Consider the following 20,533-nt stretch of genomic DNA (forward strand, 5'->3'; position numbering starts at 1 on the left):
ATCTACACCACCAATACGATCGAGGGGTTCCATCGCCAAGTCCGTAAGGTCACAAAAACTAAAGGTGCCTTCACCTCAGATATGGCGTTATTGAAACTGATCTATTTAGCACATAAAAACATTAAGAAGAAATGGACGATGCCACTGGCCAATTGGGGAACAACGGCACAGAAATTAGCGATTTGGTTTCCGGGAAGAATGGTCTTAGATTTGCAATAAGAAAAATGGCTCAATTACCGCCCCGCGGGGCGGTAATTGAGCCATTGACACAGTTTGTTTTACACTCCCCAGGATAAAGGAGACGACCACCATCAGTCTCTTCAATTTTTTTATCTTTTTGATTTGATGTACATGTTATTTCTTCCTTTTTTAGTCGACACCTCTAAAGAATTCCCGACCATACCCAATAGAACAGAGGATACTTTGGAACTCAAATCATCGTCTTTCTTTGATATTAGGCCTTTCTCTTCGAGTCTTTCTATAACCTTACTAGTTCCTTTTTCCGTGCGAAAAAAATCTTCTTCTAAATGCAGTTCCCTAATGCTTTTTGTCAATTGCAATCGATCCTGTCTTTCAGGAGGCAAAGGGAAAAGAGGTCCAATTCCAATGGATATGTTAAATAAATCAGGAAGGGGATAATCGAGTGTTTTTGCGTATTCTAGGTAATAGTTGATATCGGTGCTCTTAACTTGCTCCATATCAATAATTGTTGATTTTGAAAAACCTGTCATTGACTCCACGTCGTTAGTCGACAGCTGTAATTCTTCCCGACGCTCTTGCAAACGCTTTCCTAACTCTTCCGTTGCACCAGGAATTCTATGCCTCTTTTTCTTTGGTTTATTTTCGGATGATTCTTCTTGCATCGTCAAACAAACACAATTCCTATATTTAATAAGGGTGTTAACTAACTACCTTGATTTGGATATATGGATTAAAATATTTACTTTAGCATCACTAAATAGAGAAATGAATTAAACCCAAATTATTCATTAGAATCATCCTGGCCTTAACCGATATTGATCCAATCTTGTCCACAAAGAGGCAATCCAGCCTCTTCGGTTCATTTGCAGTGCCATATTGAAGATAAGTTTATTTCCATCTTCTTTAAAGTACGTTGGTATAGCCAGCATTTTATGCCTTAATGTGGAAAGCCGCCGTTTGATTTTCTCATTGATAATCACTTTCTTGAAGAGGCTAAGTATGTTATGGGCGATCATTATGAAGTGCAACGATGCTTCCGTGGTACAGCCTCCATACCTCTGCTGCCGGTAGGGTTGAATCGGTTATATAACATAGGCAGTATAGGCATAATCGGCTGGAATGGTTATCTTTGTGCTATACCAAACCGATAATTATAATGGCCGCGCCAAAACGGGACGACGCACTTTGGAAATCCATATTGGAAACCGTCTTCAGGGAGTTCCTCCTGTTCTTTTACCCCAATGCAGGGGAAATCTTCGACTTTTCCAAGGGATTTGTATATCTGGACAAGGAGTTTGATACCCTGTTCCCGCCCGAGGAGGGCAACAACAAGGGCGTGCGCTTCGTGGACAAGCTTGTAAAGGTATACCTAAGGGACGGCACGGAGCAGTTCATATTGGCGCACATCGAGGTACAGTCGCAAAAGGGAAAGAATGACCTGGAGGAACGCATGTTCCGGTATTACTACCTGGTGAGGGACAAGTACAAGGTGCCCATCACCGCCATAGCCATACTGGCCGATGGCAACCGCAGCTACCATCCCACGGAGCACGTGGAGGGCTTTCTCAATACGCAGCTAATATACAGGTTCGATACCTACAAGATTATCGGGCAGGACGAGGCCGCCCTACGTGCCAACCCCAACCCCTTTGCCGTATGCGTGCTTACGGCCCTGCTGGCATTGAAGCGCAGGGGCGCGGACGACAACGAGCTAAAGGCCATGAAGCACGACCTGTACGACCAGATGATGCGCAGGAAGATGGACAGGGAGAAGAGACATGCCCTATACGCCTTTCTAACTTATTTCGTGCGTTTTGAAAAAAAGGAAATGTTCGCTATCTTTGAAACTGAAATTAAGGAAAAACTAGGAAAGGAGGATCCAATGGGAATCACGGAATATTTATTGGACAGGGCCAAGAAAGAGGGCTCGGAAAAAGAACGTGCCAAGGCCGAGGCCGAGAAACGCAATATAGTAGCCAATCTAATCCAGCAATTGGGCTTGGATGACGAGGCAGCCGCCGGCATTGCCGAAGTCTCCATTGACTTCGTCCAAAAAGTCCGCTCCGACTTGGACAAAAAGAAATAGCCCACCACAACATATTTTTATAGGAACGCCTTTTCGTGGATAGCGAAAAGGCGTTCCTATTTGTATTAACGTTAAGGGTAGCTTGGATTGCTCCTGTTAATAATCTCCATCACTTTCCCTTTTTCAACCCCACTACCCTTAAAAAGCACCTTAAACAATTCCCCAGATTCTTTATCCGCTGCCATTTCAATGAGCGCAAGCTCATAGGTTTCGATTTTGTCAATGCCCAATTTTGTCAAGCGATAGAGCCTATCCCTTTTTATTCCGGTTCGGTATGAAAGAATGTCAAGATTGAAACCCTCTAGCGAGGATACGAGCTTTCCAGTTTCGGAAGTGTCTTCCCTGATGTTTTTCGAAAGCGATTTTTCGGTGTATGCATGAAGTGATTTTTGTTTCTGATTCACTACGATATCTGTAGTAAATCCCTATTATGTTTCCAACATAATACGCAACAGGTTAAATGCCCAAACGGCTTTTGCGTTCTTTCAACAGTTCTTTTGGAAAGCCATGTTTGTCCAAAAAAGCCTTGGACTGGCGAGCCTTGTTTATGAAATAGGGGTCGTTGCCATGGTCCCTCATGTCGGCCACGATGATGTCTTTTTCCTGTTTTTCTTTTTTGTGGCTCATAAAACCTCCTTCAAAATAAAAGTAATCAATTATTTACGCATCACAATAAACGCTTCAAAGTTTATGTTCTTCTCAAATCTTTTCCATTCACCTTTATGGAAGCCATAAACGTTCACGATTTCAGCTACCTCATCCAAGTGCGTAGTGATGCCCATTTGATATAGGCGTGTACGCGCAGGCGTACTGCCCTTTCCGTCACTATTGCTTGGGGGTGCTGCTCTATGAAATCCACCACGGTTTTTGCCACCATGGCCAAAACCTTTTTTTGTCTTGATATTACTTATCGACAATTCCTGAATTTTATCTAAAAATATTAGTATTATCGTCTCGAAACATGTATATTTGGCTGACAATCTAATCATTGACCGTATGGCAAAGCAAGCTACCAAGAGCAGATATATCGACTTGACCACCGACTTCGGATTTAAAAGGGTGTTCGGCACGGAGCCCAATCGGAAATTACTTATAGCTTTCCTTAACGCGATTTTCCGTGGCCGTAAAGAGATAGTCAAGTTGACCTACAACAAAAACGAGCACGTGGGCGATACCGAGGAAATCGGCGGCGTCATATTCGACCTTACCTGCACGGCGAGCAATGGCGAAAAGTTCATTATAGAAGTGCAGCGCAGCGCACAGGTCAACTTCATCAAGCGGACGCTCTACTACGGTAGCAAGCTCATAACAGACCAAGCACCCAAGGGCAGGCGCAGGGAATGGGGCTACGGTATCAGCGAGGTATACGTCATCGTGCTGATGGACGGCTTCCCCATGCCAGATGACGATAGCGAGGGACGGTACCTGCACGATATCTGCCTATGCAACAGGGATACCGGAAAAGTTTTTTACTATGACCTTGGTTTTATTTATCTGGAATTGGTTAACTTTGTAAAGGAGGAATCCGAGTTGGAGTCTTATCTGGACGGCTGGCTCTTCGTATTGAAGAACATGGGCAAGCTGGACAGGATACCGCTCTATCTACGGAAGCCCATATTCGAGAAATTGTTTGACATAGCTGAATACAGCAAACTGACAAAGGAGGAAAAAGACATGTACGATACCAGTTTAAAACAGAAATGGGATAACAAGGCCGTGTTGGACTATGCAGTTAGCGAGGCTGTTAAGGAAGAACGTGCCAGGGCAGAAGCTGAAATTTTGACCGAGAAACGCAAGATAGCCTTGGAGTTCAAGAACCTTGGAGTGGCTATTGCCGATATTGCCAAGGCCACGGGTTTGACCATTGAGGAAGTGGAAAAACTCAAATAGCCCACCACAACATATTTTTATAGGAACGCCTTTTCGTGGATAGCGAAAAGGCGTTCCTATTTGTACTAACGTCAAGGGTAGCTTGGATTGCTCCTGTTAATAATCTCCATCACTTTCCCTTTTTCAACCCCACTACCCTTAAAAACACCTTAAACAACTCCCCAGATTCTTTATCCGCTGCCATTTCAATGAGCGCAAGCTCATAGGTTTCGATTTTGTCAATGCCCAATTTTGTCAAGCGATAGAGCCCATCCCTGTTTTACCTATTCCAATAATAACTCACATCCCCAACCTTCTTCAACAATTCCCGCCCCTTTTCTGTCAAACGGTACATCTGCTTGCTGCTGTTTTGCGGCACATCTATTACACATTACGGCACAAAAAAATTGTCTTCCTGCCATTTCAATGGGTTGTCCACGATGTATTGGGCGATGCGGTGGTAGGATGATTGGCTGCGTATGATGTGTTCGAAATAATTGCGTTGCCACAGGTGGTATATGTCCGTGTTTTGGCGCACCCATTTGGTTACCCCGATTTTGAATCCCCGTATCACCGACCCGATGGTGTTGGCCGGCGACCGTAGGGGCGAATCAACATTTGCCCCAAAATCATCGTCCGCCACATAATCACCATTGGACGTATCCGTTGGACGTATGGAATCAATTGATTTCATATTTTCGGGCGAAAAATATTTGGGCGAAAAATATTTCGCCCCTACGGGTCCGGTCAATTCGATGATTCCATGCAGGTGATTCGGCATGATGACGTATTCGTGCAACACCACGTTTGGGAAATGTTCGGGGATTTCCGCCCAACATCCGTGTGCCACATTTCCCGCATCGTTCAATACCATTTCCCCATCCACCACATCGCCAAACAGACACCGCCTATTCTGTACGCATATAGTGACAAAATACAATCCCGCCTGGGAATAATCATATCCTTTCAACCGGATGCTGCGCCTGTTCAGTTTGCGTTTCATCTTTGTTTGTTTCACACCACTACACCACCTCCTCTAGGTCTTTCCCTAGCGCCTTGCACACTTCCAACAGGGAAGATAGCATGTAGTCTACACGGGCGTTTTCCATCTTGCTTATTTTGGCGGCATTAACGGAACACCTGTTGGCCACATCTTCTTGACTCCACTCCCTTTCTTCGCGAAATTTCCTGATGTTTTTACCTATCGTGATGTATTGTTTGGCAAATTCTTCTTTCATGAGAAGAAATGTCGCAGCTTTTATTAAAATATTTATTGTCAATATTGACAATAAATAAAATAATCTCTATATTTGCTTCAATGCTAAACGAAATGCATATGAAACAGTAAATTTCAGTAAGTAATAAGTTAGAAATTAAAGAGTCTCGACCCAAGTCTGACAATTATTTTGAACTCGAGACGGTGGTAATATATGCCCATATCTAGGGTAAAGTGCTATCTTTGTGCTTTGCTATAGGTATTGGGCTCTGCCGTGATCCATCGTTCAAACGTCAGACACTTGGGGATGGGGAGTGGAGCCCTTGTCTATAGCAGAGCACATTTCCTTTCCTGAGGCTCGCCAATAAGCGAGCAAATGAACAACCAAACCAAAAAACAATTCTTACGCAACCTTATTTCCGCCCCCGAGTAGGAGGAAAGCCAAAAGCTGGTATATATGGTGCTATTTGAGATTTCTCGACTGCACTTTGTTTCGCTCGAAATGACGAGCTATTAGCTTTTGGCCTTATCCATCCTTCAGCAAATGGGGCCCCGACAGCTGAACGATTTTTCCTAGTAATTCAATTTTTAAATGAATAATCTAAATCGTTACAGAAATGAAGCTTTTTACAAGCGTCAGGGGACAACTATTTGCCTTATTTCAGACGCTATATATATGGGCAATCTGCCAAAGGCGGACGGCCCAACAACAATTGGCTATTGGCCTTTTGCTCCATTTAAACCGTGCCTTGCAATGTACAGACGTAAGATCTTACGTCTCTACGCACAACGTAAAACTCACCCCGTTCCTCACGGCCTTCGCTCATAGGTCTACTGGAGGGTCTGTCTTGATACTAGCATCTTATGTCTTGATACTAACAACCTTGTTTGTGTGTCCGGCCGCGGCGCAGACTCCCGAGAACTCGGGAGTCTGCGCCGCGGCCAAGAATTGTCAAGCAAAGAACAAACAACCAACAACTAAAAATAGGCGATGCCATACCCGAAATTCTGTGGAACCTGCCATTACAGGTGGTGAACCATCCGCCAACTGGCGGAAAGGATACCATTACCTTGAAGACTACCGGGGCAAGCTGATCATTTTGGATTTTGATATAGTGACGAAAGGTACAAGCGACATGCGCACGCCAGTTGGGGAGGAGCTGAAATACAAGTCAAGCGCTAGAATTAACTCATCCCTATGCCATTTTCGGATTTCTAATTTGCTTTACTTTTTGATATCACAAATTGTGATATCAAATTTGTAAGGATTTATTTTGGTTTACGTCTTTCGTTACTCTTCGCATTTTCAACCCGTTTCTCCGTTAGTAATCTTTCGTAAGTGTTTTTACTATTCAATTCAAGATTCTTAAAGCGAATATCACATAAAGTACCTACTTCCTCTCCGAAAGCCAATTCCAAAGTTGTCATTTCATCTATATGTATTGCACTGTCTTGCGTTTCTACTACATAATCTATTCTGCTTGATTTTATTTTACTTGCTTGAACTAGCTCTTTTTTAGGCATTACTTCAAATTTGTATCTTTTTTTTAGAATCTCTCCTAACTGAGTAAGATGAGGCTTGTATTCAATTTTTTTGATGTTGTCGAAGTATCTTTTTCCGAATATTTTTTCTAAAAGTTCTTTATGGTTCTTGTTTAATAATAGCTTAAGCAACAAGAACTGTTCGCAGGTTAGATGTTTGTGCTTTTCGTTCCTCATGTTGCTTAACGCTGTTACCGAGATATTAGTCCAGGCATAAATTTCGATATCCGAGTAGCCGCTATCAGTTAAAGTTTGTGCTAAGTTCTTTTGCCAGTTCATCTAACGATACACTTTTTATATTTTTGTTTTGTTAATTTGAAAAGTGTTTATATATTTGCTTTATGTTAATTATGAGATAATTATTCTCGATTTGTAACTAACGAGTTCCGTCAACGAAAACGGCTAATTTTCAAATGACGCGGAACCGTAGGGAAATTGCTTCCCCGGAATTTTTGTATCTTTGCAAGAATACGGGGTAGCCCCCTACTGGAAGCTGCGTCTGGGCTCTTAGCCGTGCCTCGTTGACAGTGGAAGGTAGGGGGCTACCCTAAAATATAGAGTACCGTATACCTGAACCCCATTCAAGGACTCGTTTTCAAACTGAATTGCAATGAAAACGAGATTATTCAACCCCAAGCCCAAAACGACACCACACGCCCAAAAGGGACGTCAGGATAGTCTATTGCCTGCGAGAGGCAATAGACTATCCTGTCAAGACCCGATTATCCGAATCATCACCGCCCCGGAATAACGCCATACCAGTACATGTGCGTAGACGCATTGATATGCGTCTTTCGGATGCCGTAAACGGCATCGAATGCACGTAATTCCACCGCTACGCGGTACGAGACGCAATGTATTGCGTCTCTACACAGGTGGCCTATTCATCATTTAATCATCAATCCATTAACCCAAAAAAATGAAGGTTTTATACCTATTGGCATTCCTATGCCCCAAATATACGTTTTACAAGGCCAAAATACCAACATTGTTGGTGTGGTTTTTTACCATGCTGTGCCTAGCCAATGGGACGGTTTTCGCCCAATCTGCCCAACTACCAACCAACATCCAACAACTAAAAATAGGCGATGCCATACCCGAGGCTCTATGGCACCTACCATTACAGGTGGTAAACCATCCCGATGGCAAGGATACCATCACGCTCAACGACTACAGGGGCAAGCTGGTCATCTTGGATTTTTGGGCTACGTGGTGTGTGCCTTGTATCAGGAATTTCGCAAAACTCCATGCTTTGCAAAACGAGTTTGGCGACAAGGTAAAAGTACTTGCCGTAACACCAGAGGACACCGACAAAATAACCAAGTTCTTTAAAACAGGCGTGGGGAAAGAACATACCTACGTGAACTCGGTGATTAACGACCGTGTTCTCACTGCATATTTCCCGCACAAAACCCTACCGCATATTGTATGGATAGATCCAAGAGGCAAAGTGCTTAATACCACGCAAGGAGAAGATGTTAGCCAAGCAAATGTTCAGGCTATTTTGGATGGCCAAATGCCCCGCTTCGTTGCAAAAGTGGATATTGACCGCGATAGGCCCTTGTTTATCTCTGACCATTTTGGTGAGGGCTTGGTATTGAAATCCTATTCCATTTTCGCTAAGGGATATTATCCGGGACTTCCATCAGGAGGTGGCTTTAAAAAGACTCAAGATGGAAAAATACAAGGCAGGCAAGTGACCAATCTACCTATGATGGACATTTATTACCCCGTACTGTATGATTTGTTTGGCAGGAACGGGGAAAAGTTCAACTTAAAACATACTATCATAGAAGTAAAGGAGCCCACTTTGCTCAACTTGATACACAAGCCTGACGGCACATTTGAAAAATATAACCTGTACAACTACGAATTGATTGTACCCGAAGACAAAGTAGACAGCCTATACTATTATATGTTGGAAGACCTTAACCGCTATTCGGACTACATAGGTACTATTGAAAAACGTATGGTAGATTGCCTTGTCCTCATAAGAACTTCTACCAAAGACAAAATCAAGAGCAAGGGTGGAAAAATAAAAAATACTTTCCCGCAAACACCCTCTATTCTTAGCAATTGTCCGATAGGTTATATGCTTATTAGGCTTAATGACGATACACCTATTGAGTTACCGATTATTGACGAAACAGGTTACTCCGGCAATGTTGATATTGAAATATCGGGGTTTACAGATTTGGCAAGCCTGAAAAAAGAACTGAACAGGTACGACCTTGACCTAATACCCGTCAAAAGAAACCTCTTCATGTTCGTCTTAACCGACAAATAATTCCTTCCATTTTTTACTATCCAACTAATGAATGCATGAAAACTATTATACTTCTAATTGCTTCCTTTACCATTTCCAGTTGTTTATATGCGCAGCAGCATATCGTAGGCAAGATACTATCCTTTGGTGACAACTTGCCCATTGAGGGAGCCAGTGTCTCCCTGCAAGGAATAAACACAACCGTAATTACCAATGGCAAGGGAGAGTTTACCATCCAAACCACGGCAAATACGACTGTGTTGATTGTTAACCATGTAGGTTATGAATCAACTTCGATAACGGTTCAGCTTCCGCAAACTGACGCCTTAAATATTGTTCTCAACGCATCATCCCGATTGCTCGAAGAAGTACAAGTCGTATCCACAGGGTATCAAACAATACCCGCAGAGCGGGCAACAGGTTCATTTTCTACGGTAAGCAATGAACTGTTTAACCAACAGGTGGGTACGGACATCCTTTCCAGATTGCCAGCTATTGCAAATAGTATGGTCATGGACAATGGTCGGGCGGGCGCTCCACAAATGATGGTACGTGGATTAAGTACAATAAGCGGCCCAAAAGACCCATTGATTGTGGTAGATAATTTTCCGTATGACGGTGATATTACCAATATAAACCCCAACATTGTAGAGAACATTACCATCCTCAAAGACGCATCCGCCTCCAGCATTTGGGGAGCAAGAGCGGCAAATGGGGTTATCGTAATTACGACCAAAACGGGACGTTTTAATCAGCCGATTACGTTGGATTTTAACTCCAATGTTTCCATTGGAGCCAAACCCGACCTCGGCTATATTCGTCAAATGCCGTCAAGTGATTTTATTGATGTTGAACAGGAATTGTTTAACCGCAATTTTTACAACAGTCAAATCAATTCTGCAAACCGTCCGGTACTTAGTCCGGTGGTTGACCTTTTAAATAAGGTTCGCAATGGTGAATTAACCCAAGAGCAGGCACAGCAACAGATTAACCAATGGAGAACGGTGGATGCGAGAGACCAATTCAACCAATATATGTACACGCCATCGGTCAATCAACAGTATTTTATAAATGCGCAAGGCGGGGTAGAAAAGTTCTCATGGACATCTGCGTTGGGATATGACCACAACAAAGATAATTTGGGCGCCACTTACCAACGGATTAATCTTCGTTTTCAGAACGCATACCATCCCAATAAACAGCTTTCCCTTACTACGAGCCTGTATTATACCCAAAGCCAAAATCAGTCAGGACGCTATGGGTATAACAACGTATTCATGAAAGGGTCAGGCATTTTTGTGCCTTATATGCAGATGGCGGATGCCAACGGGAATGCCCTGCCCGTAGCAAGGGATTATAACCAAAGTTATATTGAAACGGCAGGTGATGGAATGTTACTCGATTGGAATTATTACCCCCTTACGGATTGGCAGCACCAAATATCAAATAGTAATGTTTCCGATATATTGGCAACCGCAGTCCTCGATTATCAAATCATAAAAGGCTTAAGTGCAACCGTAAATTATCAATACGAAAGACAATTGGGAACAAATACAGGTTTGGCAGACGAGAATAGTTACGTGGCAAGGGACTATATCAATCGTTTCTCTCAAATCGTAGACGGGAATGTAGAGTTCATTGTTCCAAGAGGTGGCATATTGGATAAGTCCAACAATACACTGAATGCCAATAACCTGAGGGGACAATTGAATTTTGACCATACTTATGATAAGCATAACATAACGGCCATAGCTGGAGCAGAAATGCGTTCCACTAATTCAAGCGGGCATCAGGAACGCTTCTACGGTTACAACCCGAACAACCTGACTACCGGAAGCGTAGATTATACAAGGACTTACCTAAATTTCATTAGTGGGAGTGCCTTTATACAACGCAATCAATCTTTAAGCGAAACCGCGACACGGTTTCTTTCCCAATTCGCCAACGCTGCCTATACCTTTGATAACAGGTATGTACTTTCGGCAAGCGCCCGCCGTGATGCCAGTAATCTTTTCGGCTTGAATACCAACGACCAATGGAACCCATTTTGGTCAGCAGGCTTTGCTTGGAAAGTATCAAACGAACAATTCTACGATGTTAATTTTCTACCATATCTCAATCTTCGGGCAACTTATGGTTTCAGTGGCAATATAGACCCTGCTATGGTAGCCGTTAACACCATCTCTTATTATTCAAGCCCTTCTTTTTTAACAGGGAATATGGTGGCGGGAATTAACAATTATTATAATCCAAGCCTAAAATGGGAAACCTCAAAGATGTTGAACCTAGCAATTGATTTTCGCACACAAAACGGCCGCATTTCCGGCTCGATAGAATATTATCAAAAAAAGGGTGAAAACCTGTTTGGCGTGGCTCCAATTGACTACACAACCGGAGTAGATCCCGAAATATTAAGAAATGTAGCGAGCATGAAAGGCAATGGTATGGATATAGAATTGAAAAGCCTGAACATAGAACGTACCATCAAATGGCAAACGATATTAAATTTTAGCTTTTACAAAGACCAGGTATTGGAATACCTAATTGGACGAACACTTGCAAGCCAATACATTGCCATAAATGACGTACCTATATCGGGTATCAAGGGCAGACCCGTCTATGCTATCTACGCTTACAAATGGGCCGGATTAGACCCTAATACTGGAGAAGCACAGGGTTATCTGGATAGAGAAGTAAGCAAGGCCTATACCACGATAACGGGTGTCGGCACTCAAGTAGAAGACTTGGAGTATTTTGGCTCTGCTATCCCGACTCAATTTGGTTCGCTTATCAATGCAATATCTTACAAAAACATCAGTCTTCAGGTTGGTATTTCATTTAAGTTCGGCTATTGGTTCAGGCGCAGTTCCATTAACTATACCAACCTGTTTAACGGTTGGGTCGACCACTCGGATTACGCACTTCGTTGGCAACAACCTGGAGACGAAACACATACCGATGTTCCGGTAAATCCATATACGACCAACTCACAGCGGGATGCCTTTTACAATGGTTCAAGCGTTTTGGTGGAAAAAGGCAACCATATCCGGCTTCAATATGTCAATCTCGCCTATGACCTGAATATGCCTAAAAGTTTTAAGGGAGGCATCAAAGGATTACAGATATATTTCAATGCAAGTAACCTTGGTTTATTGTGGAGAGCTAATAAGCAAGATATTGACCCCGATTTCAATTTAGGCACTTACAATATCGTCACCCCAACGAATTATGCAATAGGTTTTAGAACAACATTTTAAAAGACATAACAACAATGAAAAGAAATATTCAAATAACAACCCTGTTGGTATTACTCTTAGTCCTGTTTTCAGGATGTGAAAAATTTCTCGAAGAAAAATCCGACAAAAGTCTTTCTGTTCCCACTACAGTTGAAGATTTCCAGTCCATGCTCTATAATTACGCATACCTTAGTAATGATTTTGTTTCAGCCGGAGAGGTAAGTTCTGACGATTATTATCTTATGGATGCTGATTTTAACTCCTTAACCTATGAAAGTGACAGGAGACTGTACACATGGCAACCGGACTATGTAACGCGCCCATATTCTTCTGCTGGTGATGAATGGTATAATTGCTATCGAGCTATAAACACTTGTAACTCCATTCTAAAAGGGCTTGAAGACAACAACCTGACCGGAGCCAAAGCGGATAATATAAAAGGACAGGCATTGGTCTTTAGAGCCGCCCGCTTTATGGATGGCGTACAGGTATGGGCACCTGCTTATAATAGACAAACTGCCGATGCCGACTTAGGTATGGTATTGCGTTTAGACCCCGATATGAACATTCCGTCTATAAGGTCGTCTGTACAGCAGACCTATGATTTGATTATCAATGACTTAACACAAGCTATCCCACTTTTACCCAATGAACCATCGAACAAAGCGCTTCCCACAATAGCAGCAGCCCATGGATTATTGGCAAGAACTTATTTATACATGGGGGAGTATGGGAAAGCATCGCAGAATGCGCAGGATGCACTTCGATTTACCAATGCACAGGTAATAGACTTTAATGAATTAGAGCCAAATACTGATTTTCCAATACCTGCAACCAATTATGCTAGTGAGGAAATAATTTTATGGTCAACCTTATTGACTGCACATCCTTTACGGCAGGCTATCGCGAGAATTGAACCAACGCTCTACAACCTGTATGCAGAAGGGGATTTGAGAAAAGTAATTTATTTTAGGCAAAATGCGGACGATAGTTATTCTTTTAAAGGCACCCATGTCGGATATTTTGCCCTGATGAACAGCTTAACCCCTGCAGAAATGCTTTTGACAATTGCGGAATGTGATGCCCGCTTAGGAAATCTTTCTAATGCTTCCAAGGCGTTAAATCAGCTTATGATAAAACGACTGAAAATAAATGACTATACTCCCTATTCTTTTACTGATAACCAGGAGGCATTGCAAATAATATTAGGAGAGCGTAGGAAAGAATTGGTCATGCGAGGATTGCGTTGGCCTGATATTAAACGCTTGAACAGGGATGGCCATGATATTCCTCTTTCAAGAATGGTAAATGGCCAAACCATTACATTACCCCCAAATGATTTGCGATATGCCATTGCCATTTCGGAAAACGTAATCGAAATAGGTAGAATACAGCAAAATTCAAGATAAGGGTCAAATTAAAAAAACAAAGGCTAACCAGAGCTGTTAGCCTTTGCTCGCCTTTATTTTTATTCCTATTAATCCCTCCTTGAATTGGGATTAATATTTAAAATTTGAGAGTTACTCATTCCCGATAAGTAAGTAGTAAGTTGGCTTTCATCGGTGGCATTAACAGTAATTTCGCAGGGCAAGTCCCCCGTTGGCCCGCACGTTGCTGAACCGCCTCCGAGTGCCCAATTAGTCGCATCGGAAAATACTCCAGGATTGGCATCACCTACATAATGCCATAGTGTGGCCACCTTAGCTTCTGTTTTCACTTCCTGTTTTTCTTTGTTCACTAATGTAAACGACATTACTATTCCCCCTATCAATAAGAGGACGAGTACCAGTAATTTTGATTTGATTGTCTTCATCTTTTCAATTTTTGTATGTTAAAGAATATTTTATAGTTAGTCTTTTGGCCGACCTGCCATTGGCAGAGCAGGCTCCTTTAGCGGCACACAGGAATAGCACCCGCGCACCGCTTGGGCGAAAAGGGTGCAAACTTGCGCCTGCCCAAAATCCTTGCCCTGTCCAGCAAAGGAGCAAACCAGCGCAAGCCCTTCAGGCCTCCGGCAGTAGGGACAAACGGACGATATATGGTGCGGACTTCCATACCACAAAGGAGGGAAAGAAAAAGCACCCGTACCTGTGCCATATGGCGCAAGTTTCAATTACTTTAAACGACTGATTCAATAAAAGAAAAGTAGGGGGGTAATTGAGTGCCTAGAAAAATCTGACCAGGTAGGGCGTGCAAAAAAATACCAGCCAGATGGCCACGGTGGGCGGGAAAAACTGAAAATAAGCGTTCGCGCCAAAAATGAGTGCACAGAACAGCACCGCTATCAGGGCCTGTCGCACCTCTATCTGCGCCCTGTCATACCGCGCAATGTGATCCTGGCGCAGCTGGTGGATACGTCTTTTATAGTTGCGCCCTTCGTTTTTGGCAGGCAAAAAGCCAAGGACCATATAGGCGTTCTGTGCCAGCTGCAGGGCAGATACCCCCAGCAGGAAATACTGCAGGCCCACGAACAGGACATCCCCCCAGCCGCCCTGCAGATCGATATCGCCATAAGCACGGACGCGCAGCACATAATCGATGGCAAAGCACAACATGATGAGCGAACTGCCCAGGCTAAGCAGAAAGCGGGATGATGGTGTATGCGCACGATAGCTGAAGCCATGGTACAGCGCATAGCAGGCAAAACAAAGGGCCAATATGGCCAAGCCGCCTACAAATGCGTTTCCCCTCCAAGTGGCCCCGTGCGCCGTAAGCCAGTAGAGGATGGCCATGGACTGCAATAGGGTGATGCCCTCGCCCAGCCGCACGGTATACAGCTTGCTGTAGCGCGCCAAGGTAACGATCACCAGCATCAAGCAGAAAAAAAAGGGCCAAAGCTTGAGATGGGGCTCCAGGTTGTACTGATACTCGCGCTTGCCTGGTGCAAAGACCAGCATGCTGAACAGGAGGGCCAGTAGCGCATTGAGGGCTATCTCTTTCCACTGCCTGATGACAATGCCTTTCTGCACCAGCATGCCCAGCAGTACCGCAAACATGTAATAGGGGAATACCTTGCCATGAAATTGTACCGTTAGATACCATAGCACAAGAAGCGCAGGGACAGCGGCCACGGCCAAAACCCACAGCGCCAGGTTTTTTAAATCCATCTCTTTTTTACTTCGTGTGGCCATCGGGGCTAATCGCATCAGATTGATGCCGCAATATAGGGATTTTCTTTTTTTATGTACTTTAAAACCTCTTGATGGCCCTAGCGATAGTACGGCGCGAGAGGTTGAGGTAGTCGGCATGCTCCTGCTGGGAGGTGAGCTGCCGCAGCTCTTTCATGTATTCGTTCCGCAGAAAGGCTTTGTAGCGCTCCTCCCCATCGGCCAATAGGAACAAGGCCTCCTTGTGGCGGTACTGCTTCAGCCTTTTGTTTTCCAGCACGTGCACCAGCGTGCTGGCCTCCAGGCTGTGCTCCTTCAGCGCCCGCAGGGCGGGGACGGGCAGCGCCACCACGGTGCTGCGCCGCAGGGCCACTACCTCGCCATGCAACTGCCCGCGGGCATAGAGGTTGGGCCGCGTGGCCACATTGTGCCGGGGCGGCAGCAACAGCTCGATGCGGCGCCGTGCCTGCTCGTCCCACCACTGCACGGCCAGCAGGCCCCGGCACACAAAGTAGAGCAGGTCCCGCTTGTCGCCGGGCTCAAAGAGTACCTTGCCCCGTCTCACCTCCAGCACCCGTGCCTGTTGCCCTAGCCACTGCACATGCCGTGCGCCCAGCCCGGGGCAGTACTGCCGCCAGTAGGAGAGGACTTGCTGTATGGGGCTTGTTTTTCGGGGCATGGCCGATAGTAGTAAGTGAAACCGATCCTGGCCAAAAGAATGCGATAGCATCAAGGCTGTCAAGTGACAGGGGTGACATACCCGAAGCACCCACCGCAAAGCCCTTGCGGAAAAACGCGCTGGCAGGGGTACGGGCCAGGCTATGGGGGGGTGACATGCGGCATACGGAAATACAAAAATCCCGGAGACCGCCATTCATATCACGGAGGCTGCCGTTTGTTCTTTTTTTTTCTTGCAAATGGCGGGCAGCTGCTAGATTTGGGACAAGATCTTCATTTTTTGGGTACCCAATTTTTGTTTTACTTAAATCTCTTAAAAAAATGGAAAAGTTGACAAAAGCCCAAAAGGGCAAAAAAGAAATCAGCCAAATCATCAAAAAGGCCTCTCGTGGCACGGCCTATTCATTCGTACAGGTAGCATGGACCCTGGGCACCAAGCTGGCGCTCATTGGCAACTGCGACATCATACTGCCCGGTATTGGATAGCGCTTTTTTGCAAGGACCTAAAACGCAACAGCATGACAGGACTGGATAGCTACAAAAAGCAGTACGAACAGCTGGCCCGGCACATGGAGGCGGGCCGGCCGCTACAGGAGGAACAATGGCTCAACAGCTTCACCTTCTTCAGTGCCAATATACACCATTTTCTGCCGCTGCTTCCCTATGCGCAGCACTTGCCCATGTACGGTCGCCTCCGTTTTCACCAGTGGCTCAACGGGCTGGATGCCCAGTTCTTTGCAGATACCTACCCATTGGAGATAAAAGGATGGGAACCCTATGAGCGGCGCATAAGGCAGGAGCCCGGCATCATATGTACCTACCACTTCGGTGCCTACCAGCTCATAAACTACCTGCTGGTGAAGGCGCGCATACCCTACGTGCTGCTGGTGGGCGGCGAGGTGACGGCCCAGTGGCAACACCTGTACCCCACCCTGCAGGAGCAGCTGCGGGAGGCCGAGCGGGCCGGTCGCTTCCTGCTGCTGAACGCCAGCGAAAACAGGTCCCTGCGCCGGGTGAAGCAGCTGACGGAAGAGGGCTATCACCTGCTGCTCTACGTAGACGGCATGGAGGGGCTGGAAGGGCAAGGCTCCCTGGAGCAGCTGCCTTTTCTGGGCCAGCACATAGCCGTGCCACGCGGCGCCGCTCATCTGTCGCACTGGCTGCAGCGGCCGCTTTACCCCTTCGTGGCCCTGCGCCGGGGCTGGGCCGTGGAGCTCCTCGCCGCACCCGCCATCTGTCCGCCCCCCGGCATGGACAGGAGAGCCTACACCGGCGCTGCCATGGGCAAGCTGTACGACCTGCTGGTACCCTACCTGCTGCACTGGCCCGAGCAGTGGACAAACTGGCCCCAGCTGCACCGGCTGATGCGGGACGGCCCCCTCATCGGGGGCGAGCGCTGGTACAGCGCCACTGCAGAGGGCCTCACCGATGCCGCCACGCACGGCATATACCGCGTACGGGATGCCTGCTTTTTGCTGCGCAAGGCAGACTATCGCTCTTTCCGCCTTAGCAGGGCCGATTTTGACGCTCTTTACCAGGCCTGGTACACCTCGTGAGGGCATCATTGGGCATATTTTCGTAACTTGGGGTTCATTAAGAACCCCAAGCTTATGCCTAAACGATTTTTTATCAGGGAAACCCTGAAGATACAGGCTGCCTTATGGCTATGTTTTCTCTTACTCATGACCTGGATGAACTACCATCACTACCCACAGACAAGGCTATCGGCCCAGTTGCTGGTCTTGCTGCTGCTCATAGGGGCCTTCAACCTGTGCACGGTACCCATGTACCTGTTTTTCCTGAGCGCGCGTCCCTGGCTGGCACCACCGCTCGTGGGCATGCTCTTCTGGCCACTGGCACAGCTGGTCTTTGCCTGGATCTATAGGTGGATGCCCCGCATGGGCCTATCCTTGGCAAGAAGCCCGCTGGACGTGCCCGACGCCGATTTCTACTGGCGCATGGCAAACCCCTACCTGATGGTACTGCTAGCTGCCGCGGCACTGGTACTGCGCGTCAAATCCAAGATGAACGCCCTGCTGAAGGCGAAGGAAGAAAAGCTGAAACACGAACAGACATTGCTGGCCCGCGAGAGCGAGCTGGCCTTTCTGGCGGCACAGATAAATCCGCACTTCCTGTACAACGTGCTCACCAGCATACAACAGCAATGCCGCACGAAAATGCCGTCCGTAGCCTACATGCTGGAACGCCTGGCCGGGCTGCTGCGCTATAACGTATACCACGCAAGCAACCGCGTACGCAAGGTAGTGGTAGAAAAAGAGATAGACGCCCTGAAAAGGTACCTGGAGCTGGAGAGTGCCCGTTTTGAGGCCTGCTACGCCAACCTTGCGATAAAGGGCGAGGCCTGCGGGCAGAAGCTCCCTCCGGGCCTGTTTATCACCTTGGTAGAGAACGCCTTCAAGTACGGCATCAGCCGAAATCCAGAAAAGCCCATAGACATTTGCCTGTACCTGTACGATGAGAAAATAGTGTTTCGGTGCAGCAACTGGATAGACCACGGCAGGCAAAGCACCTCATCCACCGGACTGGGGCTCAAAAACACGGCCTACCGCCTCGAAATGGTTTTTCCGGACAGGTATGAGCTGCAAGTGCACGACGGTCACCCAGATATATATCGCGTCTCGGTGACCATTTATCAATGAGTTATACAATCGATTTATTCTTTTAAGACCGAACAATATTATGGAAACAAGACACACACCCATCCCGCCGCTCAAATGCCTCGTGGTAGACGACGAGCAGCGCCCCATAGACCTGTTGTGCCACTACATAAGCCAACGGGCAGAGCTGTCGCTGGTAAACACCACCACAGACCCGCGCAAGGTACCCGCCATGGTGGAAGAATATGGCGTCACGCTGCTCTTTGCCGACCTGCAGATGGCGGGCTTGCACGGCATAGACCTCATCAGGTTGCTGGACAGCAAGGTACAGGTGATATGCTGCACGGCCTACGACCACTATGGCCCACAGCTCTATGAACTGGAGGTAGCCTACTACCTGCAAAAGCCCATAGCGCAGCAGGCATTTGACCGGGCGGTAGACCGGGCACTCACCCTGCGCGGCTATAGGCACTGGCGAGAGGGCCATTTCTCCCCGCTAGACGTAAACGAGGAGTGCAGCCTCCGCCTGCCCGGCAAAAAGAAATGGATAAGCCTGAAGCTGGTGGATATCGAATACGTGGAGGCAAAGGAGAAAATAGCACAGGTATGCTATACGGACGGCAAGGAGCTGGTAGACTACCCCATAGGCCAGCTGGAGCGCCTGCTGCCGGCCGCACACTTCGTGCGCGTGCACAAAAGCTTTATCGTATCCAAAAACCGCATCAAAAAGTACAACGTGGACAGCGGCATCACCCTGCGCGGCACCGCGGACAAGCCCCCGGTGGTGCCCGTGGGCAGGACCTATCACCACCAGGTGCAGGAGCTAATGGCGCAACGGGAACTAGAACGACTGAAACATGAAAAGGCAAACCATTAACCAATGCCTGCACCAGCTGTGGCAGATATGGCAGAAAGCCGAAAGCAGCGGAACCACCCCCGCAAGCTGCGCGCAGCTGCTAGATAGCCTGAACACCGATGCCTACCGCCTCCTGGAGCGCCTGGATGCGCTGCGCCAACAGCAACTGCACGAGCTGCAGGGGCGTGCGCGCCTGCAACGGGCCATGGACGGATTGCCTCTGGACGAGGAGGTATTTGCCCTCTTCTGCAAAGATCAGGTATCCTTCTACGGCCGGTGGCTAGCCCGGTTTGACAGCGAGTTCAGCGCGCAGGGAGCGCATTGTGCCTTGCAGCTATCTGCCCGCGAAATACTCCTCGTGCTGCGACTGGCAAAGGACCTGCAGCTGCTGGGCGACAGACCGTTGAAGCCCCTGCTGCAGTTTGTGAGCCTGCACCTGCGCACGCATAGGCAAGAGCCCCTCTCCTATGAGAGCTTGCGCAAGAAATATAGCCAGCTGGATGCCGAGACCTTAAGGCAGGTAAAGCAGTTGCTCATCAAAATGAACCAAAGGATAAATCACTATTTTGTTTTACTGTCCAATAAATGAAGGAGGAAATGTTCGCTTAAATACTCGGTTAGTTCACTGAACCAGGGCAGGTCGATATCAGGATCGGCCAGCAGCCTTTCACGCCCTTTGTCAACGATATCCTGCAAGTGCCGGTAATGGCGCTTTCGGCACTGCTTTACGAAGCCTTGGCTAAAGCCCAGTGTCTCTATAGGGGCATGCAATTGCGCATAGATGGATGATGTGGCCATTTCTGTGTGTACAATAGTCGGTATGATGACCTAAAGATAGCAAAATATACTTTAAAGTAG

The 20,533-nt window shown here is 46.6% G+C and carries 26 protein-coding genes; 13 read left to right on the forward strand and 13 right to left on the reverse strand.

The genetic code is table 11. From position 1 onward, the window contains the following. Window positions 1–219 (forward strand): transposase (locus A37S_RS25175; RefSeq protein ID WP_036603064.1); only part of this gene is annotated, 219 nt, incomplete at its 5' end. A gap of 110 nt (window positions 220–329) precedes the next feature. Here the strand turns inward: A37S_RS25175 and A37S_RS0117930 are convergent. Next, the gene (locus tag A37S_RS0117930) at window positions 330–863 is read right to left on the reverse strand and encodes a helix-turn-helix domain-containing protein (protein WP_028298190.1); all 534 of its coding nucleotides are present in this window, start codon (window positions 861–863) and stop codon (window positions 330–332) included. Between the two features lie 494 nt (window positions 864–1,357). Between A37S_RS0117930 and A37S_RS0117940 the strand changes: the two genes are divergently transcribed. After that, window positions 1,358–2,287, forward strand: a complete 930-nt coding sequence (locus tag A37S_RS0117940) for an RpnC/YadD family protein (protein WP_036603066.1) — start codon at window positions 1,358–1,360, stop codon at window positions 2,285–2,287. A gap of 71 nt (window positions 2,288–2,358) precedes the next feature. On the opposite strand, the gene A37S_RS25180 is transcribed toward A37S_RS0117940, so the two are convergent. Genes A37S_RS25180 through A37S_RS0117955 form a run of 3 tightly spaced genes read right to left on the reverse strand, consistent with a single transcriptional unit; the run spans window position 2,359 to window position 3,204 of the window. After that, a complete protein-coding gene (locus A37S_RS25180) occupies window positions 2,359–2,691 on the reverse strand; it encodes a hypothetical protein (RefSeq protein WP_036603069.1) in 333 nt (110 codons plus the stop codon). A gap of 52 nt (window positions 2,692–2,743) precedes the next feature. After that, the gene (locus tag A37S_RS27205) at window positions 2,744–2,914 is read right to left on the reverse strand and encodes a hypothetical protein (RefSeq protein WP_157278803.1); all 171 of its coding nucleotides are present in this window, start codon (window positions 2,912–2,914) and stop codon (window positions 2,744–2,746) included. 29 nt (window positions 2,915–2,943) lie between these two features. Further along, window positions 2,944–3,204: a DUF6934 family protein gene (locus A37S_RS0117955; RefSeq protein ID WP_157278805.1), complete on the reverse strand. Its 261-nt coding sequence runs from the start codon at window positions 3,202–3,204 to the stop codon at window positions 2,944–2,946. A 79-nt stretch (window positions 3,205–3,283) separates the two neighbouring features. Between A37S_RS0117955 and A37S_RS0117960 the strand changes: the two genes are divergently transcribed. Next, a complete protein-coding gene (locus A37S_RS0117960) occupies window positions 3,284–4,177 on the forward strand; it encodes an Rpn family recombination-promoting nuclease/putative transposase (protein ID WP_028298194.1) in 894 nt (297 codons plus the stop codon). 370 nt (window positions 4,178–4,547) lie between these two features. On the opposite strand, the gene A37S_RS0117975 is transcribed toward A37S_RS0117960, so the two are convergent. Together A37S_RS0117975 and A37S_RS0117980 are read right to left on the reverse strand one after the other, a co-directional pair. Beyond that, the gene (locus A37S_RS0117975) at window positions 4,548–5,159 is read right to left on the reverse strand and encodes a transposase (RefSeq protein WP_028298195.1); all 612 of its coding nucleotides are present in this window, start codon (window positions 5,157–5,159) and stop codon (window positions 4,548–4,550) included. Between the two features lie 19 nt (window positions 5,160–5,178). Beyond that, window positions 5,179–5,394 (reverse strand): helix-turn-helix domain-containing protein, encoded by a 216-nt coding sequence (locus tag A37S_RS0117980; RefSeq protein WP_028298196.1) that lies wholly within the window; start codon window positions 5,392–5,394, stop codon window positions 5,179–5,181. Window positions 5,395–5,989: 595 nt separating this feature from the next. Between A37S_RS0117980 and A37S_RS27545 the strand changes: the two genes are divergently transcribed. Then, the gene (locus A37S_RS27545) at window positions 5,990–6,637 is read left to right on the forward strand and encodes a hypothetical protein (RefSeq protein WP_028298197.1); all 648 of its coding nucleotides are present in this window, start codon (window positions 5,990–5,992) and stop codon (window positions 6,635–6,637) included. Window positions 6,638–6,641: 4 nt separating this feature from the next. On the opposite strand, the gene A37S_RS0117990 is transcribed toward A37S_RS27545, so the two are convergent. Beyond that, window positions 6,642–7,193, reverse strand: a complete 552-nt coding sequence (locus tag A37S_RS0117990; RefSeq protein WP_028298198.1) for a hypothetical protein — start codon at window positions 7,191–7,193, stop codon at window positions 6,642–6,644. Between the two features lie 331 nt (window positions 7,194–7,524). Here A37S_RS0117990 and A37S_RS27210 point away from each other — a divergent pair, with 331 nt between their 5' ends. From A37S_RS27210 to A37S_RS0118005, 4 genes are all read left to right on the forward strand, one after another. Next, on the forward strand, window positions 7,525–7,665 hold the full coding sequence (locus A37S_RS27210; RefSeq protein ID WP_157278807.1) for a hypothetical protein: 141 nt from the start codon (window positions 7,525–7,527) through the stop codon (window positions 7,663–7,665). A gap of 168 nt (window positions 7,666–7,833) precedes the next feature. Further along, a complete protein-coding gene (locus A37S_RS26410; protein WP_051293274.1) occupies window positions 7,834–9,201 on the forward strand; it encodes a TlpA family protein disulfide reductase in 1,368 nt (455 codons plus the stop codon). 35 nt (window positions 9,202–9,236) lie between these two features. Continuing rightward, a complete protein-coding gene (locus tag A37S_RS25190; RefSeq protein WP_051293275.1) occupies window positions 9,237–12,437 on the forward strand; it encodes a SusC/RagA family TonB-linked outer membrane protein in 3,201 nt (1,066 codons plus the stop codon). A 14-nt stretch (window positions 12,438–12,451) separates the two neighbouring features. Then, window positions 12,452–13,825, forward strand: a complete 1,374-nt coding sequence (locus A37S_RS0118005; RefSeq protein ID WP_028298199.1) for a RagB/SusD family nutrient uptake outer membrane protein — start codon at window positions 12,452–12,454, stop codon at window positions 13,823–13,825. A gap of 68 nt (window positions 13,826–13,893) precedes the next feature. Here the strand turns inward: A37S_RS0118005 and A37S_RS0118010 are convergent, their stop codons facing one another. The 5 genes from A37S_RS0118010 to A37S_RS27555 all read right to left on the reverse strand — a co-directional run bounded on the left by A37S_RS0118010 (window position 13,894) and on the right by A37S_RS27555 (window position 16,359). Next, on the reverse strand, window positions 13,894–14,229 hold the full coding sequence (locus A37S_RS0118010; protein ID WP_028298200.1) for a hypothetical protein: 336 nt from the start codon (window positions 14,227–14,229) through the stop codon (window positions 13,894–13,896). A 77-nt stretch (window positions 14,230–14,306) separates the two neighbouring features. After that, window positions 14,307–14,513, reverse strand: coding sequence for a hypothetical protein (locus tag A37S_RS27215; RefSeq protein WP_157278809.1), 207 nt, complete (start codon window positions 14,511–14,513; stop codon window positions 14,307–14,309). A gap of 68 nt (window positions 14,514–14,581) precedes the next feature. Beyond that, window positions 14,582–15,523 carry a hypothetical protein gene (locus A37S_RS0118020; protein ID WP_157278811.1) on the reverse strand — a complete coding sequence of 314 codons (942 nt, stop codon included), beginning with the start codon at window positions 15,521–15,523 and terminating at the stop codon, window positions 14,582–14,584. An 82-nt stretch (window positions 15,524–15,605) separates the two neighbouring features. After that, window positions 15,606–16,097 (reverse strand): Crp/Fnr family transcriptional regulator, encoded by a 492-nt coding sequence (locus tag A37S_RS27550; RefSeq protein WP_169719527.1) that lies wholly within the window; start codon window positions 16,095–16,097, stop codon window positions 15,606–15,608. Continuing rightward, complete coding sequence (locus A37S_RS27555) at window positions 16,063–16,359, reverse strand: hypothetical protein (protein ID WP_169719528.1); 297 nt, start codon at window positions 16,357–16,359, stop codon at window positions 16,063–16,065. The genes A37S_RS27550 and A37S_RS27555 overlap by 35 nt, the downstream gene beginning before the upstream one ends. Before the next feature lie 163 nt (window positions 16,360–16,522). On the opposite strand from A37S_RS27555, the gene A37S_RS27220 reads away from it, so the two are divergent. Genes A37S_RS27220 through A37S_RS0118055 form a run of 5 tightly spaced genes read left to right on the forward strand, consistent with a single transcriptional unit; the run spans window position 16,523 to window position 20,264 of the window. Further along, the gene (locus A37S_RS27220; RefSeq protein WP_157278815.1) at window positions 16,523–16,687 is read left to right on the forward strand and encodes a hypothetical protein; all 165 of its coding nucleotides are present in this window, start codon (window positions 16,523–16,525) and stop codon (window positions 16,685–16,687) included. A gap of 32 nt (window positions 16,688–16,719) precedes the next feature. After that, a complete protein-coding gene (locus A37S_RS0118040; RefSeq protein ID WP_028298205.1) occupies window positions 16,720–17,757 on the forward strand; it encodes a hypothetical protein in 1,038 nt (345 codons plus the stop codon). A 54-nt stretch (window positions 17,758–17,811) separates the two neighbouring features. Next, the gene (locus A37S_RS0118045) at window positions 17,812–18,861 is read left to right on the forward strand and encodes a sensor histidine kinase (RefSeq protein ID WP_028298206.1); all 1,050 of its coding nucleotides are present in this window, start codon (window positions 17,812–17,814) and stop codon (window positions 18,859–18,861) included. 40 nt (window positions 18,862–18,901) lie between these two features. Then, window positions 18,902–19,696 (forward strand): LytR/AlgR family response regulator transcription factor, encoded by a 795-nt coding sequence (locus A37S_RS0118050; protein WP_028298207.1) that lies wholly within the window; start codon window positions 18,902–18,904, stop codon window positions 19,694–19,696. Then, a complete protein-coding gene (locus A37S_RS0118055) occupies window positions 19,677–20,264 on the forward strand; it encodes a hypothetical protein (RefSeq protein ID WP_028298208.1) in 588 nt (195 codons plus the stop codon). Before A37S_RS0118050 ends, A37S_RS0118055 begins: the two co-directional genes overlap by 20 nt. Here the strand turns inward: A37S_RS0118055 and A37S_RS0118060 are convergent. Beyond that, window positions 20,237–20,473, reverse strand: coding sequence for a hypothetical protein (locus tag A37S_RS0118060; RefSeq protein ID WP_028298209.1), 237 nt, complete (start codon window positions 20,471–20,473; stop codon window positions 20,237–20,239). The genes A37S_RS0118055 and A37S_RS0118060 overlap by 28 nt on opposite strands. Window positions 20,474–20,533: the final 60 nt, after the last annotated feature.

This window comes from Olivibacter sitiensis DSM 17696, assembly GCF_000427965.1.
GTDB lineage: Bacteria > Bacteroidota > Bacteroidia > Sphingobacteriales > Sphingobacteriaceae > Olivibacter > Olivibacter sitiensis.